This window comes from Allobosea sp. 2RAB26 (assembly GCF_052115465.1).
Classification (GTDB): domain Bacteria; phylum Pseudomonadota; class Alphaproteobacteria; order Rhizobiales; family Beijerinckiaceae; genus Allobosea.
Genome location: NZ_JBFRGS010000006.1, coordinates 478,675 through 493,756, shown reverse-complemented (window position 1 = coordinate 493,756; position 15,082 = coordinate 478,675). Strand labels below are relative to the sequence as shown.

At 65.6% G+C, this 15,082-nt stretch carries 16 protein-coding genes; 7 read left to right on the top strand and 9 right to left on the bottom strand.

Annotated features, from left to right (window positions below; genetic code table 11):
• Positions 1-10: 10 nt before the first annotated feature.
• The 3 genes from hemW to rph are packed head-to-tail and all read right to left on the bottom strand — an operon-like array spanning position 11 to position 2,576.
• Positions 11-1,213 carry a radical SAM family heme chaperone HemW gene (gene hemW, locus AB4118_RS14865; RefSeq protein ID WP_441490439.1) on the bottom strand — a complete coding sequence of 401 codons (1,203 nt, stop codon included), beginning with the start codon at positions 1,211-1,213 and terminating at the stop codon, positions 11-13.
• On the bottom strand, positions 1,210-1,857 hold the full coding sequence (rdgB, locus tag AB4118_RS14860) for an RdgB/HAM1 family non-canonical purine NTP pyrophosphatase (protein WP_441490438.1): 648 nt from the start codon (positions 1,855-1,857) through the stop codon (positions 1,210-1,212). Before rdgB ends, hemW begins: the two co-directional genes overlap by 4 nt.
• Positions 1,858-1,859: 2 nt before the next feature.
• Positions 1,860-2,576: a ribonuclease PH gene (rph, locus tag AB4118_RS14855; RefSeq protein ID WP_069877955.1), complete on the bottom strand. Its 717-nt coding sequence runs from the start codon at positions 2,574-2,576 to the stop codon at positions 1,860-1,862.
• Between the two features lie 142 nt (positions 2,577-2,718).
• Here rph and hrcA point away from each other — a divergent pair, with 142 nt between their 5' ends.
• The 3 genes from hrcA to AB4118_RS14840 all read left to right on the top strand — a co-directional run bounded on the left by hrcA (position 2,719) and on the right by AB4118_RS14840 (position 4,952).
• Complete coding sequence (gene hrcA, locus AB4118_RS14850) at positions 2,719-3,801, top strand: heat-inducible transcriptional repressor HrcA (protein WP_441490437.1); 1,083 nt, start codon at positions 2,719-2,721, stop codon at positions 3,799-3,801.
• The gene (locus AB4118_RS14845) at positions 3,798-4,460 is read left to right on the top strand and encodes an ankyrin repeat domain-containing protein (protein ID WP_441490436.1); all 663 of its coding nucleotides are present in this window, start codon (positions 3,798-3,800) and stop codon (positions 4,458-4,460) included. The genes hrcA and AB4118_RS14845 overlap by 4 nt, the downstream gene beginning before the upstream one ends.
• A gap of 249 nt (positions 4,461-4,709) precedes the next feature.
• Positions 4,710-4,952, top strand: coding sequence for a DUF3297 family protein (locus AB4118_RS14840; RefSeq protein ID WP_069877953.1), 243 nt, complete (start codon positions 4,710-4,712; stop codon positions 4,950-4,952).
• An 11-nt stretch (positions 4,953-4,963) separates the two neighbouring features.
• On the opposite strand, the gene AB4118_RS14835 is transcribed toward AB4118_RS14840, so the two are convergent.
• The gene (locus AB4118_RS14835) at positions 4,964-5,443 is read right to left on the bottom strand and encodes an anthrone oxygenase family protein (protein WP_441490435.1); all 480 of its coding nucleotides are present in this window, start codon (positions 5,441-5,443) and stop codon (positions 4,964-4,966) included.
• Between the two features lie 89 nt (positions 5,444-5,532).
• On the opposite strand from AB4118_RS14835, the gene AB4118_RS14830 reads away from it, so the two are divergent.
• Positions 5,533-6,006: a MarR family winged helix-turn-helix transcriptional regulator gene (locus AB4118_RS14830; protein WP_441490434.1), complete on the top strand. Its 474-nt coding sequence runs from the start codon at positions 5,533-5,535 to the stop codon at positions 6,004-6,006.
• Here the strand turns inward: AB4118_RS14830 and AB4118_RS14825 are convergent.
• Both AB4118_RS14825 and AB4118_RS14820 read right to left on the bottom strand, forming a co-directional pair.
• The gene (locus tag AB4118_RS14825) at positions 6,003-6,542 is read right to left on the bottom strand and encodes a GNAT family N-acetyltransferase (protein WP_441490433.1); all 540 of its coding nucleotides are present in this window, start codon (positions 6,540-6,542) and stop codon (positions 6,003-6,005) included. The genes AB4118_RS14830 and AB4118_RS14825 overlap by 4 nt on opposite strands.
• Entirely contained in the window at positions 6,539-7,138 is a 600-nt protein-coding gene (locus AB4118_RS14820) for a helix-turn-helix domain-containing protein (protein ID WP_441490432.1), read from the bottom strand. The genes AB4118_RS14825 and AB4118_RS14820 overlap by 4 nt, the downstream gene beginning before the upstream one ends.
• 114 nt (positions 7,139-7,252) lie before the next feature.
• Between AB4118_RS14820 and lepA the strand changes: the two genes are divergently transcribed.
• Entirely contained in the window at positions 7,253-9,058 is a 1,806-nt protein-coding gene (lepA, locus tag AB4118_RS14815; RefSeq protein WP_441490431.1) for a translation elongation factor 4, read from the top strand.
• 87 nt (positions 9,059-9,145) lie between these two features.
• Here the strand turns inward: lepA and AB4118_RS14810 are convergent, their stop codons facing one another.
• Both AB4118_RS14810 and AB4118_RS14805 read right to left on the bottom strand, forming a co-directional pair.
• Positions 9,146-10,456 carry an MFS transporter gene (locus AB4118_RS14810; RefSeq protein ID WP_441490430.1) on the bottom strand — a complete coding sequence of 437 codons (1,311 nt, stop codon included), beginning with the start codon at positions 10,454-10,456 and terminating at the stop codon, positions 9,146-9,148.
• Between the two features lie 78 nt (positions 10,457-10,534).
• The gene (locus AB4118_RS14805; RefSeq protein WP_441490429.1) at positions 10,535-11,149 is read right to left on the bottom strand and encodes an HAD family hydrolase; all 615 of its coding nucleotides are present in this window, start codon (positions 11,147-11,149) and stop codon (positions 10,535-10,537) included.
• A 117-nt stretch (positions 11,150-11,266) separates the two neighbouring features.
• On the opposite strand from AB4118_RS14805, the gene AB4118_RS14800 reads away from it, so the two are divergent.
• Together AB4118_RS14800 and AB4118_RS14795 are read left to right on the top strand one after the other, a co-directional pair.
• On the top strand, positions 11,267-12,163 hold the full coding sequence (locus tag AB4118_RS14800) for a protein-methionine-sulfoxide reductase heme-binding subunit MsrQ (protein WP_441490428.1): 897 nt from the start codon (positions 11,267-11,269) through the stop codon (positions 12,161-12,163).
• Positions 12,164-12,222: 59 nt separating this feature from the next.
• Positions 12,223-13,953 carry an MFS transporter gene (locus AB4118_RS14795; RefSeq protein WP_441490427.1) on the top strand — a complete coding sequence of 577 codons (1,731 nt, stop codon included), beginning with the start codon at positions 12,223-12,225 and terminating at the stop codon, positions 13,951-13,953.
• Positions 13,954-14,031: 78 nt separating this feature from the next.
• On the opposite strand, the gene corA is transcribed toward AB4118_RS14795, so the two are convergent.
• Positions 14,032-15,000: a magnesium/cobalt transporter CorA gene (gene corA / locus AB4118_RS14790; RefSeq protein ID WP_441490426.1), complete on the bottom strand. Its 969-nt coding sequence runs from the start codon at positions 14,998-15,000 to the stop codon at positions 14,032-14,034.
• Between the last annotated feature and the right edge of the window lie 82 nt (positions 15,001-15,082).

Genomic DNA, 15,082 nt, shown 5'->3' with positions numbered 1-15,082 from the left:
GGCGGCAGGTCTAGGCCGCCAGATCCGCCACCAACGCGTCCAGGACCAGGGCCCCGTCCGGTGTCGCGGCGAGCTTGCCGCCGGGTTTGCGCGTCAACAGCCCCTCCTTCATCAAGCTGTCGACGCGGGAAGACTTCAGCTCGCGCCCTGAAAGCGCCCTGAACGTGACCGGATCGATGCCCTCGACCAGTCGCAGGCCCATCAGCAGATATTCGTCGCCTTGCGCCTCGGCGTTCAGGCACTCGTTCTCGACCAGCGCATGCCCTTCGGCCTCGACGCGCTCAAGCCAGACTTCCGGCCGCTTCTCGGTCGATTGCGCCATCCGGCCGTCCGCCGTGACCAGCCTTCCATGCGCACCGGGGCCAATGCCGGCATATTCGCCATAGCGCCAGTAAACGAGATTGTGCCGGCATTCGGCGCCCGGCCTGGCATGGTTCGAGATCTCGTAGACCGGCAGGCCGTGCTTTGCCGTGATCTCCTGCGTCGTTTCGTAGAGTGCGGCGCCGACCTCATAATCCGGCACCTTCAACTTGCCAGCCTTGTACAGGGCCGCGAAGGCGGTGTCGGGCTCGATGGTGAGCTGGTAGAGCGAGAGATGCTCGGCAGCATGGCCGATCGCGAGTTCGAGTTCCTCGCGCCAGAGCGCGGGGGTCTGCTCGACGGAGCGGGCGTAGATCAGGTCGAAGGAATAGCGCTCGAAATAGCGCCGCGCGATCGCCACCGCATCGAGCGCTTCCTGTGTCGAGTGCATCCGGCCCAGCGCCTTGAGGTCGGCGTCGTTCAACGCCTGCACACCGAGCGAGACGCGGTTGACGCCGGCGGCGCGGAAATCCTGGAAGCGTCCTGCCTCGACGCTGGTCGGGTTTGCTTCCAGCGAGACCTCGCAATTCGGGTCGACCGCCCAGGCGCCGCCGATCGCGTCGAGGATTGCGCCGACCGTGCGGCCCTCCATCAGCGAGGGCGTGCCACCGCCGAAGAAGATCGAGGAGACGGTGCGTCCGGGCGCCAGCTGGGCGCGGTGCGCGATTTCGCGCCTGAAGGCTTCGATGAAGCGCTGCTGGTCGGGCGGCGTGTGCCGCACATGCGAGTTGAAGTCGCAATAGGGGCATTTGGCCAGGCAGAATGGCCAATGCACATAGACCGCGAAACCGGCATCCGCGGTCGGATGCGGCGGGACCGCCTGGCGCTCGGCGATGGCGGCCGGCGCGTTCACTGGGGCAGCCTCAAGCAGGCTGCGGCGAGAAGCTGGAAGGCGCGGGCGCGATGCGACAGCGCCTCCGAACCATCATCCGGCACGCCGTGCTTTTCATCGGAAGACATTTCGCCAAAGGTCTTGGCGCGGCCGTCCGGCTTGAAAATCGGATCATAGCCGAAGCCTGAAGGGCCGCGCGGCTCATGGATGATCTCGCCGTAGACGCGGCCTTCGAAGAGCTCCTGGTGTCCGTCCGGCCAAGCGATGACCAGCGCGGAGACGAAATGGCCCCGACGCTTGTCGGAGGTCGTTGCGCCGCGCTTGGCGAGCTCGGCCTGCACGCGGGCGAGCGCCGGGACAAAGTTCTTGCCCGGCCCGGCCCAGTTGGCGGAGAACAGGCCAGGGGCGCCGTCGAGCGCATCGATGCACAGGCCGGAATCATCGGCAATCGCCGGCAGGCCGCTCGCTTGCGCGGAGGCCACCGCCTTGATCGCGGCATTCTCCGAGAACATGTGGCCATTCTCCTCCGGCTCGGGCAGGCCGAGCTCGCCGGCCGAGACCAGATCGACGCCATAGGGCGCCATCAGCTCGCGCATTTCGCGCAGCTTGCCCTGATTATGGGTCGCAATCACGACTTTGCCTTGGAGAAGCCGATGTCCGCTCATGGTCAGGCCACCGCCGCCTTTTGCAGCGCGACCAGCTTGCTGACACCGCCCTTGGCGAGGCGGAGCAGGGCCATCAGCTCATCCTCCGAGAAGGGAGCGCCTTCGGCAGTGCCTTGCACTTCGACCAGGCCGCCTGTTCCGGTGATGACGAAGTTCGCGTCGGTCTGCGCGCCGGAATCCTCGACATAGTCGAGATCGATGACCGGGTTGCCGGCGACGATGCCGCAGGAAATCGCGGCGACATGATCCTTGAGCGGGTTCGATGCCTTGAGCATGCCGCGCCCCTCCATCCATTTCAGCGCGTCGTGCAGCGCGACCCAGGCGCCGGTGATCGAGGCCGTGCGCGTGCCGCCATCGGCCTGGAGGACGTCGCAATCGACCACGATCTGGCGCTCGCCAATGGCGGTCAGGTCGACGACCGCGCGAAGCGAGCGCCCGACCAGGCGCTGGATTTCCTGCGTGCGGCCGGATGGCTTGCCGGAGGTGACCTCGCGGCGTGTACGTTCATGCGTGGCACGCGGCAGCATCGAGTACTCGGCCGTGACCCAGCCCTTGCCGGTGCCACGCAGCCATGGTGGACCCTTTTCCTCGACCGTCGCGGCGCAGAGCACCTTGGTCTCGCCGAAGCTGACCATGCAGGAACCTTCCGCATAGCGCACCACGCCGCGTTCCAGCGTGACCTTGCGCATCTCGTCGGCCGCGCGTTTGGAGGGTCGCATGTTCACATCCCGATTTCGTGAGTTCGGCGGCTTGTAGGCGTTTGGGCCGGGCGCGGCAAGGCAAGCAGCCAGCGCTTGCCTCTTGATCCGCCGCCGCGCCGAAGGGACAATAGCCTATGTGCAACCAGATACTCGCCTCGCCATGAGCGCGCCCACGCGGCAGGACAGCCCTGGCGGGCTGGTCGAGACCGACCAACGCTCCCGTGAGATTTTCCGGCAGATCGTCGATGGCTATCTCGCGACGGGCGAGCCCGTCGGCTCGCGCAATATCGCGCGGCTGCTGCCGGTGGCCCTGTCGCCGGCAACTGTGCGCAATGTCATGACCGACCTCGAAATGGCCGGGCTGATCTACGCCCCGCATACCTCGGCCGGTCGGTTGCCGACGGAGCGCGGATTGCGTTTCTTCGTCGACGCCATGATGGAAGTCGGCAACCTGACCTCCGACGAGCGCGCCCGCATCGAGGCGCAGATGCGGGCAGCGGCCTCGACCCGGACGCTGGACGGCGCGCTGACCGAGGCGTCTGCACTGCTGTCTGGGCTGTCGCGTGGTGCCGGCGTTGTGGTCACCACCAAGGCCAATTCCCGGCTGAAGCATATCGAATTTGTCCGGCTGGAGCCGGTGCGCGCGCTTGTGGTGCTCGTGGCGGAGGACGGTACGGTCGAGAATCGGTTGCTCGCCCTTCCGCCGGGTCTGCCCGCCTCGGCCCTGACGGAGGCTGCGAATTTTCTCAATGCCCGTGTCCTCGGCAAGACCCTGAGCGAACTGCAGCGCGAGATCGCCGACGATCGCGCCACCATGGAGCGCGAACTCGATGCGCTGACGGCGAAGCTTGTCGAAAGCGGCATCGCCACCTCGTCAGGTCCAAGCAGCGATCGCCATCTGATCGTGCGCGGCCAGGCCAATCTGCTGGAGGATCTCAAGGCACAGGAGGATCTCGAGCGTATCCGCCTGCTCTTCGGGGATCTGGAGACGCAGACCGACGTGATCGACCTCCTGTCCCGTGCCGAGGCCGGCGACGGCGTGCGCATCTTCATCGGCTCCGAGAACAAGCTGTTCTCGATGTCCGGTTCCTCGATGATCGCGGCCCCCTTCCATGATGCCGAACAGCGTATCGTCGGCGTCGTCGGCATCATCGGCCCGACGCGGCTGAACTATGCCCGCATCGTGCCGATGGTGGACTATACCGCCAAGGTCGTCGGGCGGCTCCTGGATGGTGCGCGGTGAAGCGCATCTTGCGAGCCGGACTGATTCTGGTGCTGGGAGTTTTTGCGATGGCGGCGATGGGGCAGAACGGACAGGCGAGCCTCCTCGATGCGGCCGCCACCGGCAGGACTGCCGAGGTCTCCCGGCTGATCGCGGCCGGAGCCGATCTCGAGGCTCGCGATGCGCAGGGGCGCTCGCCGTTGTTGCTCGCCGTGGCCGGCAATCATGTCGCGATCGCCAAGGCGCTGCTCGCGGCGGGCGCCAACATCAATGCGCAGGCCGCCAATCGCGACACGCCCTGGTTGCTCGCCGGTGCCGCCGGGCGTGCCGAGATCGTCGCTGCGATGATCCCGCTGAAGCCCGACCTGACGATCCGCAACCGCTATGGCGGCAATGCCCTGATCCCGGCCTGCGAGCGCGCCCATGTCGAGACGGTCAAGCTGCTCCTGGGTAGCGGCATCGACCTGGACCACGTCAATGATCTCGGTTGGACCTGCCTGCTCGAGATCGTCATCCTGGGCGATGGCGGGCCACGGCATCAGGAGGTTGCAAAGCTTGTGCTCGAGGCCGGCGCCGATCCGAGTCTGGCCGACAAGGATGGTGTCTCGCCGCTGGCCCATGCCCGCCAGCGCGGGCAGCGGGCCGTCGCGGCGTTGATCGAGAAGGCCGGCGGCCGCTGACCGATTCCAGCCAGCGAGTCATGACCTGCTCGCTGGCGTGAAAGTCGCTCGCTTCGCGTTGCCCCGGACCGAGACTGCTCTGTCGCTCGATCAGGTGGACCGCCAGCCCGCGCTCCATGACGTCGCCGGCCCCGAATTTCGCAGTGGCCGGGAGGCCGCTCAAGCATCCCGATTTGGCATCGACGCATTCTGGCGTTACCTCTGCCGCCAAAGCGACCCAGGTGCGCTCCAGACCACAAGGCCAAAGACATGACCGACACGCTCCCCGACCGTCTCTCCGTCAACCCGGACAGCCCCTTTTACGACGCCGAGGTCCTGGCGAAGGATATCGGCATCCGCTTCAAGGGCACCGAGAAGACCAATGTCGAGGAGTATTGCGTCAGCGAGGGATGGATCAAGGTGGCGGCCGGCGCCGCCAAGGACCGCTTTGGCCGGCCGATGACGATCACGCTCAAGGGGCCGGTCGAGCCTTACTATCGCAAGGCGGAGTAAGGTTCAGGGCGTCACGGACGCCGCGACAGCGCCCAGCTGAAGCTGAGGACGGCGAATAGCCCGAGCCCGGCGCGGACAGCGTGAAGCTCACCCCAGCGCTGAATCAGATGGCGGCTCGCGGCGCTGGCTTGCGCCGCGGCCATGGCCTGCAGTTCCGTGTTGATCGGTGCGATGACCAGTAGCGTGAACGGCAGATTGGCCAGGATCGCAAACATGCCGACCAGCCAGGCGGGGTTACGGGTGGAGCGCCAGGAGAGACCGGCGCAGAGCGTCGTGATGACGACCAGCGTCGCCTGCATCCGCGTCGCCGGGCCGATGGCGGCTTGCCATTGCCGCAGAAGCGCCCCGTCGTCGAGCGACAGCCGCGCCGGCTGCTCGGCCGCGAGGATGTAGATCGCTGCGCCACTGAACAGCGCCGCCAGTGCCAATGTGATCGGTCCCATGCTCCGGGCGAGCGTGGATTGCAGAATGAGGTCGGTCCCTTGGGGCATCGTCACCTCCCGATTTTGAATAGTATGCTATATATCATTGCATAGCATGCTGTTCAACTGGTATCCCGACCCGGCGGGGGGATGCGATCGTGACGACCTTCAAGACTCATTCGGCCGGCTATCTCGCCAACCACATGGCGCGGCTTTTCGCCAAGGCCCTGGCTGAATCCATCCGACCGCTGGGGCTTGCGCCAGCGCAGTTCATGGTCCTGCTCGAACTCTGGCGTGAAGACGGTGTCACGCAGAAACACCTGGTCGAACGGCTCGATGTCGAACAGGCGACGATGGCCAGCACGCTTGCGCGCATGGAGCGCGACGGTCTGATCGAGCGCAGGCCCGACGCTGCCGATGCCCGCGCCCGTATCATTCATCTGACAGGGCGGGCCCGGGAACTGGAGCATACTGCGCTTGCGGAGGCGCGGCAGGTCAACCGGCGGGCGCTGGCCGGCTTCCCGGAGGAGGAGGCGGAGCAGCTGCTCGCCGGCATGCGCCGCATCATTTCCTCACTCTCCGACAAGCCGGCCAAGCCCGATCTGCCGGTCAGCCCCAATCCGCTGGATTAGGCGAGTGACTTGAAGAAGAAGGTCGAGCCGCAATCGCTGCCATCGGGCATCAGCGCATAGCGCGGGATGGTGCCGATCTCGGTCCAGCCCAGCCGGTTATAGAGCCGCCGCGCCGGGCCGGCCTCGTCCGTGTCGAGGCAGAGCAGCGTCCGTCCGGCCGCCAACGCCTCGGCCTCCGCTGCCAGCATCAGCGCTTCGCCGATACCCTGCCGGCGCGCGGAGGAATGCACCAGCACCTTGGCAATATCGGCGCGGTGCGGCTGGTTCGGCTTGCCGGCGGGGTGGAGCTGCGCGGTGCCGACGATCTCGTCGCCCTGCCGCGCGACCAGAAGCAGTATCTGTCCTGCTTCGACGCCGGCTACGACACCTGTCCAATAGGCCTTGAAATCGGCCTCGGTATTCTCCGCCATGAAGCCGACAGAGGCGCCGTTCGCAACGGAATCCCGAAGGATACCGGTAAGCGCAGGGATGGCGTTGCGCGCACCAGCGGCATCGAGACGCGTGATCGAAGCCGTATCAACGAGCTGCGTCGTCATCGTGGTCTTTCCTGGGATAGGCCGTCTGCCGTCATCAGCACGACGGCATAACGGGCCGGCTCCGGGCCGGGATTGTGATAGGTGATCGGCCCATCGAGCAGCATGTGGATGCAGTCGCCGCTCCGCAGTCGATGGCTGGCGCCGCCAAAGCTGAGCTCGATCTCTCCGGCGAGCAGCCAGACCTGCTGGTCGAGGCGGTGCAGCATGCGCGGTCCGTCGAGCAGGACGCGCGCTCCGGGGGGCAGCGTCACGTCGACGATCTCGACCGGTGAGCCGATGCCTGGCGGCGAGACGTTGCGCCGCACATAGCCGCTGCCAGGGTCGAGCCAGACCGGCTGGTCGGCCAGGCGCGCGACCGGGCCGGCATGGCGCTCCTCGTGGAACAGCGACGACAAGGTCACGCCGAGTCCAGCGGTCAGTCGATCGAGCAACGCCGCGGTCGGGCTCGATTCGCCCCGCTCGATTCGCGAGATCATCGCGCGGCTGACGCCGGTGCGCTCGGCAAGCACGTCGAGCGTCAGATCGCGCCGTTGGCGCGCTGACTTCAGGCGCGTCGCGAGGCGCCTGTCGATGTCTCTCTCGGGAGGATTCTCCATTTTAGTAGAGAAAATCTAATATACTGGAATGTCAAGCGCCTGCCATGCTGCAGAGAAGCAAGGCGCCTGCCACAAACCCTTGGCCCCGTGCAGCTTCACTGCTATTGCGCGCCCATGAGCACGCGCAGTTTCGACAACATCCGCAATTTCTCGATTGTGGCCCATATCGACCACGGCAAGTCGACCCTTGCCGACCGGCTGATCCAGCAGACCGGCACGGTCGCGGCCCGCGACATGAGCGAGCAGATCCTCGACTCGATGGATATCGAGAAGGAGCGCGGCATCACCATCAAGGCGCAGACCGTCCGGCTCGATTATCGCGCCCAGGACGGCAAGGATTACATCCTCAACCTGATGGACACGCCCGGCCACGTCGACTTCGCCTATGAGGTCTCGCGCTCGCTGGCCGCCTGCGAAGGCTCGCTGCTGGTTGTCGACGCCTCTCAGGGCGTCGAGGCGCAGACACTCGCCAACGTCTATCAGGCGCTTGATGCGGGCCACGAGATCGTCACGGTCCTCAACAAGATCGACCTGCCGGCAGCCGAGCCCGAGCGCATCAAGCAGCAGATCGAGGATGTGATCGGCCTTGATGCCTCGGAAGCCGTGCCGATCTCGGCCAAGACCGGTCTCAACATCGAAGGCGTGCTGGAAGCGATCGTCCAGAAACTGCCGGCGCCGAAGGGCGATCTCGAAGCGCCGCTGAAGGCACTTCTGGTCGATTCCTGGTACGATGCCTATCTCGGCGTCGTCGTGCTCGTGCGCATCATCGACGGCGTGCTCAAGAAGGGCATGACCATCCGCATGATGCGGGCCAATGCCGCCTATGGCGTCGACCGTGTCGGCGTGTTCAAGCCGAAGATGCTGGAAGTGAAGGAACTCGGCCCCGGCGAGGTCGGATTCTTCACCGCCTCGATCAAGGAAGTCGCCGATACCGCCGTCGGCGACACCATCACCGACGACCGCAAGCCGGTCGCCGAGCCGCTGCCGGGCTTCAAGCCGGTGCAGCCGGTGGTGTTCTGCGGCATTTTCCCGGTCGATGCGGCCGATTTCGAGGTGCTCCGCTCGGCGATGTCGAAGCTGCGCCTGAACGACGCCTCGTTCTCCTACGAGATGGAGACCTCGGCAGCGCTCGGCTTCGGCTTCCGCTGCGGCTTCCTCGGACTGCTGCATCTCGAGATCATCCAGGAGCGGCTCGAGCGCGAGTTCAACCTCAACCTGATCTCGACCGCGCCGTCCGTGGTCTATCATCTCAGGCTGCGGGACGGGACGACGCTCGAGCTCCACAATCCGGCGGACATGCCGGATGTGATGAAGATCGAGGCGATCGAGGAACCCTGGATCCGCGCTACCATCTTCACGCCGGACGAATATCTCGGCTCGGTGCTGAAGCTCTGCCAGGATCGGCGCGGCCTGCAGATCGACCTGAGCTATGTCGGCTCGCGGGCCAAGGTCGTCTATGACCTGCCGCTGAACGAGGTGGTGTTCGATTTCTACGACCGTTTGAAGTCGATCTCGAAGGGCTACGCCTCCTTCGACTACGCCATCACCGACTATCGCGAGGGCGACCTCGTGCGCATGTCGATCCTGGTCAATGCCGAGCCGGTCGACGCGCTCTCGATGCTGGTCCACCGGACCCGCGCCGAGGCTCGCGGTCGCGCCATGTGCGAGAAGCTCAAGGAGCTGATCCCGCCGCACATGTTCCAGATTCCGGTCCAGGCCGCGATCGGCGGCAAGATCATTGCTCGCGAGACCATCCGGGCGCTGCGCAAGGACGTGACCGCCAAGTGCTATGGCGGCGACGCCACCCGCAAGCGCAAGCTTCTGGAGAAGCAGAAGGAAGGCAAGAAGAAGATGCGGCAGTTCGGCAAGGTCGAGATCCCGCAGGAAGCCTTCATCGCTGCGCTGAAGATGGATTCCTGAGCGGAGCTCAGGTTCCGCTCTCCCTCGCTAAGGTCATCCCGGGGCTGGCTTCGTGCGCCCGGGATGACGCGAGCCCAGCCGGTCCGACTACGCCAGAACGGCCTGACGCGTCTCGGCGTCGATCAGGAAGGCTGCAACCGCTGCAACCAGCAGCAGGGCTGCGAACAGGGCGATCGCAGTGGCAAAACTCTGCGCAATCACGAGCGCCACCGCCGATGGCGCGAGCAGGCCGCCGAGCCGCGCCATGGCGCCGGCAACCCCCATGCCCGTGCCGCGGAGTTCCGTCGGATAGAGCTCGGGCGTAAAGGCGTAGAGTGCACCCCAGGTGCCGAGCAGCGCAAAGCTCATCAGCAGGATCGACGCGCCGATCACTGTTGCGCTGCCAGCGCCGACAAACAGGGCGCAGCCTGCCGCGCTGAGCAGCAGGAAGCCGATCAGGGTCGGTCGCCGGCCCCATGTCTCGACGCCATAGGCGGCCAGCGCATAGCCAGGCAGCTGGGCCAGCGCGACGATGACGAGGAAGCCATAGCCACGGACGAAGCCGAACCCCTCGCCGGCGAGCTTGGCCGGCATCCAGGTGAAGACGCCGTAATAGGACACCGAGACAAGGAACCAGATTCCGAGGATCAGCAGGGTGCGCCGGCGCAGATCGGGCGCGAGCAATCCGGAAGACGTCGCGGCCGGCGGCAGGGTGATCGCCGAAGCGGACGAGAGTTCCGCTTTCCCGTTGGTGCGCAGCATCTGGTTGAGCACGCGCTTGGCATCGTCCGCTCGCCCTTCCTTCAGCAGGTACAGGGGTGATTCCGGCACCCAGAAGCGCAGCCAGATGCCGATCAGCGCGGGCAGCGCCGTCGCAGCAAAAATCCAGCGCCACGCGTCAGCGATCCCGGCGATGCTTGCGGCCCAGGCGGCCAGGGCGACTGCGATCGTGCCGACCGCCCAGAAACCCTCCAGCATGACCAGCCAACGCCCGCGGTTCTTCGGCGGCAGGAATTCCGCCATCATCGCGTAATCGACGGGCAACGTGCCGCCGACTGCGATGCCGGTCAGGAAGCGTAGCGCGAGAAGGGCTGCGAAGGACGGGGCGAAGACCGAGAGCAGCCCGAATACCGCATCGCAGGCAACCGTGATCAGGAGCACGCGACGGCGGCCGTAGCGATCGGCGAGGCGCCCAAACAACGCGGCGCCGATCAACATGCCGAGGAAGAACAGCGTTCCGGTCTGCAGGGCCTGTGGCACGCTGAGCCCGAAGGTCGCAGCGATGGAGGCGGCGGTGAAACCGACCGCCAGCACCTGCATGGCATCAGCCGCCCAGACGAGGCCAAAGATTCCGAGCAGCCGACGTTGGAACGGGCCGGTGCCGGCGGTGGACAGAACGCTCTCGACAGGAATGCTCATGGCGTGGCGAACTTTCTTCGAGGCGCCTTCGGGCCGTTCTGGTCTTCGTAGCGTGGTACGTGCGGGACGGGCTCGGCGCTAGATCTGGACGCCGAGACCACGCAGTGTCGCCCGCAGGTCGATCGGCTCGACGAAATGCACGGCTTGCATGCCGACATGACGCGCGCTCTCGATATTCTTGGCGCTGTCGTCGATGAAGACGCAGGAACCTGCGGCGAGGCCGTAGCGCTCCAGCAGCACGTGATAGATCGCAGGATCCGGCTTGATCAGCCGTTCATGTGCCGAGACCACGACGCCGTCGAAAGACCCGAGGAAGGGAAAGCGGGCGACGCTCTCGTCCCATTTCTCGCGCGAGAAATTGGTAATCGCATAGACTTTCTCACCCTTGGCCTTCAGGTCCGAGAGGACCGCGACGCTTTCGGCGATCTCGCCGGATACCGTCTCGTGCCAGCGTTCGTCGAAGGCCTTGATCTCGCGCTCCCATTCGGGATGAACGGAGACCAGTTCGGCGACGGCTTCCGCCCAGGATCGGCCGCGATCCTGCTCGATGTTCCAGGCTGGGGTGCAGACGTTCTGCATGAACCAGTCCATGCGCGCTTCGTCGGGGATCAACTGGCGGTAGAGATGGCGCGGATCCCAACGGATCAGGACGTTGCCGACATCGAAAACAACGGTGGGGCTAGTCGAAGGCATGGCCGGTCCATTCTGAATACGGGGCAGGTCGCAGAAGGCTCACGTCCTTGTGTGCAGACGTGCGAGACAGAGGCAAGGCCTCTCGCGTATTCGGGACATGCGATGGTGGAGATCGGCATGAAGGCATGGTTGCCATGGCTGGACCGACAGGGGCGTTTCTCGGGGCTGCGCGCTGCGACATTCGCGCTCGTACTGGTGCCGGCGCTCTGGCTCGCCTTCGACGCCTGGACCGGCCAGCTCGGTTCGAAGCCCTGGACGCGGGCGGTGCATGATACCGGCACCTGGGCGCTCAGGCTGCTGCTGGTTACCCTTGCCGTCTCGCCGCTGCGCCGGCTTCTCGACTGGAGCAAGCTCATCGGCATCCGCCGCATGCTGGGCCTCTCCGTGCTGGCTTATGCGCTCGCCCATCTCGCGCTTTACTGCATCGATCTCGGTTTCGACGCCGGGCTGATCGTTTCCGAAATCGTCAAACGGTTCTATCTCGTCGTCGGCATCACGGGGCTGACCGGGCTGGTCGCACTCGGTGCAACCTCGACCGACGGCATGATCCGCAGGCTGGGTTCCGCCCGCTGGCAACAGCTGCATAACGTCGTCTATGCCATCGCTGCGCTGGGGCTGCTGCACTTTGCCCTGCAGTCGAAGATCGACGTCACCCAGCCGGCGCTGATGACCGGGCTCTTCGGCCTTCTGATGCTTTACCGGCTGCTGCCGCGATTCGGCGTGATGCTCGATACGCCCCGGCTGGTCCTGACGGCGCTTGCGGCCGGTCTTCTGACTGCGCTCTGCGAGACGGCCTGGTATGCGTTGGCGACCGGTGCCTCGGCCTGGTTGGTGTTCCAGGCCAATGCCGATGTCGTCGTCTATGGTGATCTCGAGGCCCTCAGGCCCGGGCATTGGGTCGCGCTGGCGGGGCTTCTCGTCGCCTTCGCCCATTACTGGCGTGCGCCTGCGGCGCGGCAGGTCGAGCGGCGTGCGCGTCGCAGGGAAGGGCTTTCCGCGCAAACGGGGGCCTAAGAGCAAATCATTCCAAACTGATGGTTGGCAGCCCGCGGGCGAGGCTCTAACCCTATGGCATGCCTGACGATCCGAACGCCCAACCCACCGCCGACGTAGCCGCAGCCGATGTTGCCGCGACGGGGGATGGGGCGGTCGATGAGGGGCTGTCTTCGCCATTCGTGCCTCTGCGCCAGCCGATCTTCCGGGCTGTGTGGTTCGCGAGCCTTGCCTCCAATTTCGGCGGGATGATCCAGTCGGTCGGCGCAGCCTGGCTGATGACTTCGATCGCCAGTTCTGCCGACATGGTTGCGCTGGTGCAGGCCTCGACGACCTTGCCGATCATGATGTTCTCGCTGGCGGCGGGTGCGATCTCCGACAATTTCGACCGGCGCAAGATCATGCTGACGGCGCAGGGCTTCATGTTCACGGTCTCCGTGGCTCTCGCCGTCTCGGCCTGGTTCGGCGTGATCACCCCGTGGCTGCTGCTCGGCCTAACTTTCCTGATCGGCTGCGGCACGGCCTTGAACGGGCCCGCCTGGCAATCCTCGGTCGGCGAGATGGTGCCGCGTCGCGATCTGCCGGCCGCGATCACACTGAACAGCGTCGGTTTCAACATTGCCCGCAGCGTCGGGCCGGCGCTGGGCGGCTTCATCGTTGCGGCAGCGGGCGTCGTCGCCTCCTTCACGGTGAATGCACTGAGCTATATCGGGCTCGTCACCGTACTGGCACGCTGGAACCCTCCAAAGATCGAGCGCGTGCTGCCACGCGAGACGCTCGGCATCGCGATGAGCGCCGGCATCCGCTATGTCGCGATGTCGCCAAACATCCGCTCGGTGCTGCTGCGCGGTGCGGCCTTCGGATTCGGCGCCATTGCGGTTCAGGCGCTGCTGCCGCTGGTGGCGCGCGATCTCGTCAAGGGCGGGCCTTTGACCTTCGGCTTGCTGCTCGGTGCTTTCGGTGCGGGAGCGGTCGGGGGGGCCCTTCTGAGCGCGCGGGTACGTCGCGCGCTCACGACAGAGACGCTGGTGCGCGCCTCATTTGCCGCCTTCTCGGCTGCGGTCATCCTGGCGGGGCTGAGTGTCTATACCGTGACGACCATGGCGGCCCTGCTCATCGCCGGAGCGAGCTGGGTCCTTGCACTCTCGACCTTCAACGCGACCGTGCAGCTTTCGGCGCCGCGCTGGGTCGTCGGCCGGGCACTGGCGCTCTATCAGATGGCGACCTTCGGTGGGATGGCGCTCGGCAGCTGGGTCTGGGGCTATATCGCCCTGCATTTCGGCACCGACCGTGCCCTGTACTGTGCAGGCGCCGTTCTGCTTGTGGGAGCAGCACTTGGGCTGCGCTATGCGCTGCCGCCGCTCGAGCAGCTCAATCTTGACCCGCTCAGCCGCTGGCAGGTTCCGAAAGTGGCCGTCGACATCGAGCCACGCAGCGGCCCGATCATCGTCACCATCGAGTATATCATTCGCGAGGAGGACATCGTCCCCTTCCTGAATGTGATGGCCGAGCGCCGCCGCATCCGTCGCCGCGACGGTGCCAGACACTGGGCCTTGCTGCGTGACCTGACCGATCCGCAGCTCTGGATCGAGCGCTATGACAGTCCGACCTGGGTCGAATATATCCGCCAGAACCAGCGCGTCACCCAGGCAGATGCCATGATCGGTGACAGGGTAAGGGCCCTGCATCAGGGGCCCAACCCGCCCGTGGTGCACCGTGTCATCGAACGACAGACCGGCTCGCTGCCCTTCGCCCAGCAGCAGCCCGTGCCGGATGCGGCGACCCCCGCGACCGATCCCAGGATCGGCTAGGGCGGGGAGTTCGACGATGGCCTTCGGGGTTGCGGAGATGTGCAGGCGGCCCTCTGGCGAAGCCGGGGAGGCTTCCCCTTACAGCCAGCCGAAACGCTTGAAGCGCATGTAGAGCGCGGTGCAGAACGCCGCGATGAGCCCGAGCACGACGAAATAGCCGTACTGGGTCTTGAGCTCCGGCATATGCTCGAAGTTCATGCCATAGATCCCGGCAACCGCGGTCGGGACCGCGAGGATGGCCGCCCAGGCCGCGAGTTGCCTGGTGATGACGCCCTGGCGCTGCTGTTCCAGCAGATGACTCGCCTCGAAGACGGAGGTCAGAATGTCGCGGAGGCTCCCGACCATGGCTTCGGCACGCCGCGCATGGTCCCAGACGTCATTGAAATAGGGCTTCGCTTCGGCATCGATGCAGGGAAGATCGAGATGCACCAGTTTGCGGCAAAGTTCGGACATCGGACCGAGCACCCGCTGGAAGCGGATGAGCTGGCGGCGCAGTCCGAAGATGCGCGGCACGTCGACCCGGCCGAACTCGCTGGCGAGCATCTCCCGCTCCATCTCCAGGACGTCCTCCTCGATCGTCTCCACAATCGGGAAATAGCCGTCGACGATGAAGTCCAGCACGCCGTGCAGGACATAATCGACGCCGTAGCGCATCTGGGCGGTCGCGGCCTCGAGTTGGCTGCGCAGCTCGGTATGGGCCCGTGCGGAGCCGTGGCGAACCGTGATGATGTGGTGCTTGCCGACGAAGATCGCCGTCTCGCCATAGGCGATCTGGTCATCCTCGAGATGCGCCGTGCGCGCCACGATGAAGAGCTGGTCGCCATAGATGTCGACCTTGGGCATCTGATGCGCCTTGAGCGCATCCTCGACCGCAAGTGGATGCAGGCCGTAGCTGCTCTGGAGCGTGCGCAACTCCTCTTCGGAGGGTTCCAGCAGGCCGATCCAGACGAAATCGGATTGGTCCTGGGCACAGGTCGAAGGCTGGTCGAGCGCAACGGTCCCGACACGCTTCCCATCGACATAATGACAGGCGGCAATGACACTCACGGCAGGCTCGCTCCTGGCATCTCGGGGCCCGGTCGAAAACGTCCGGTCACCCCATAGCGGCGCTTGCAGGCTAGCACGGCAG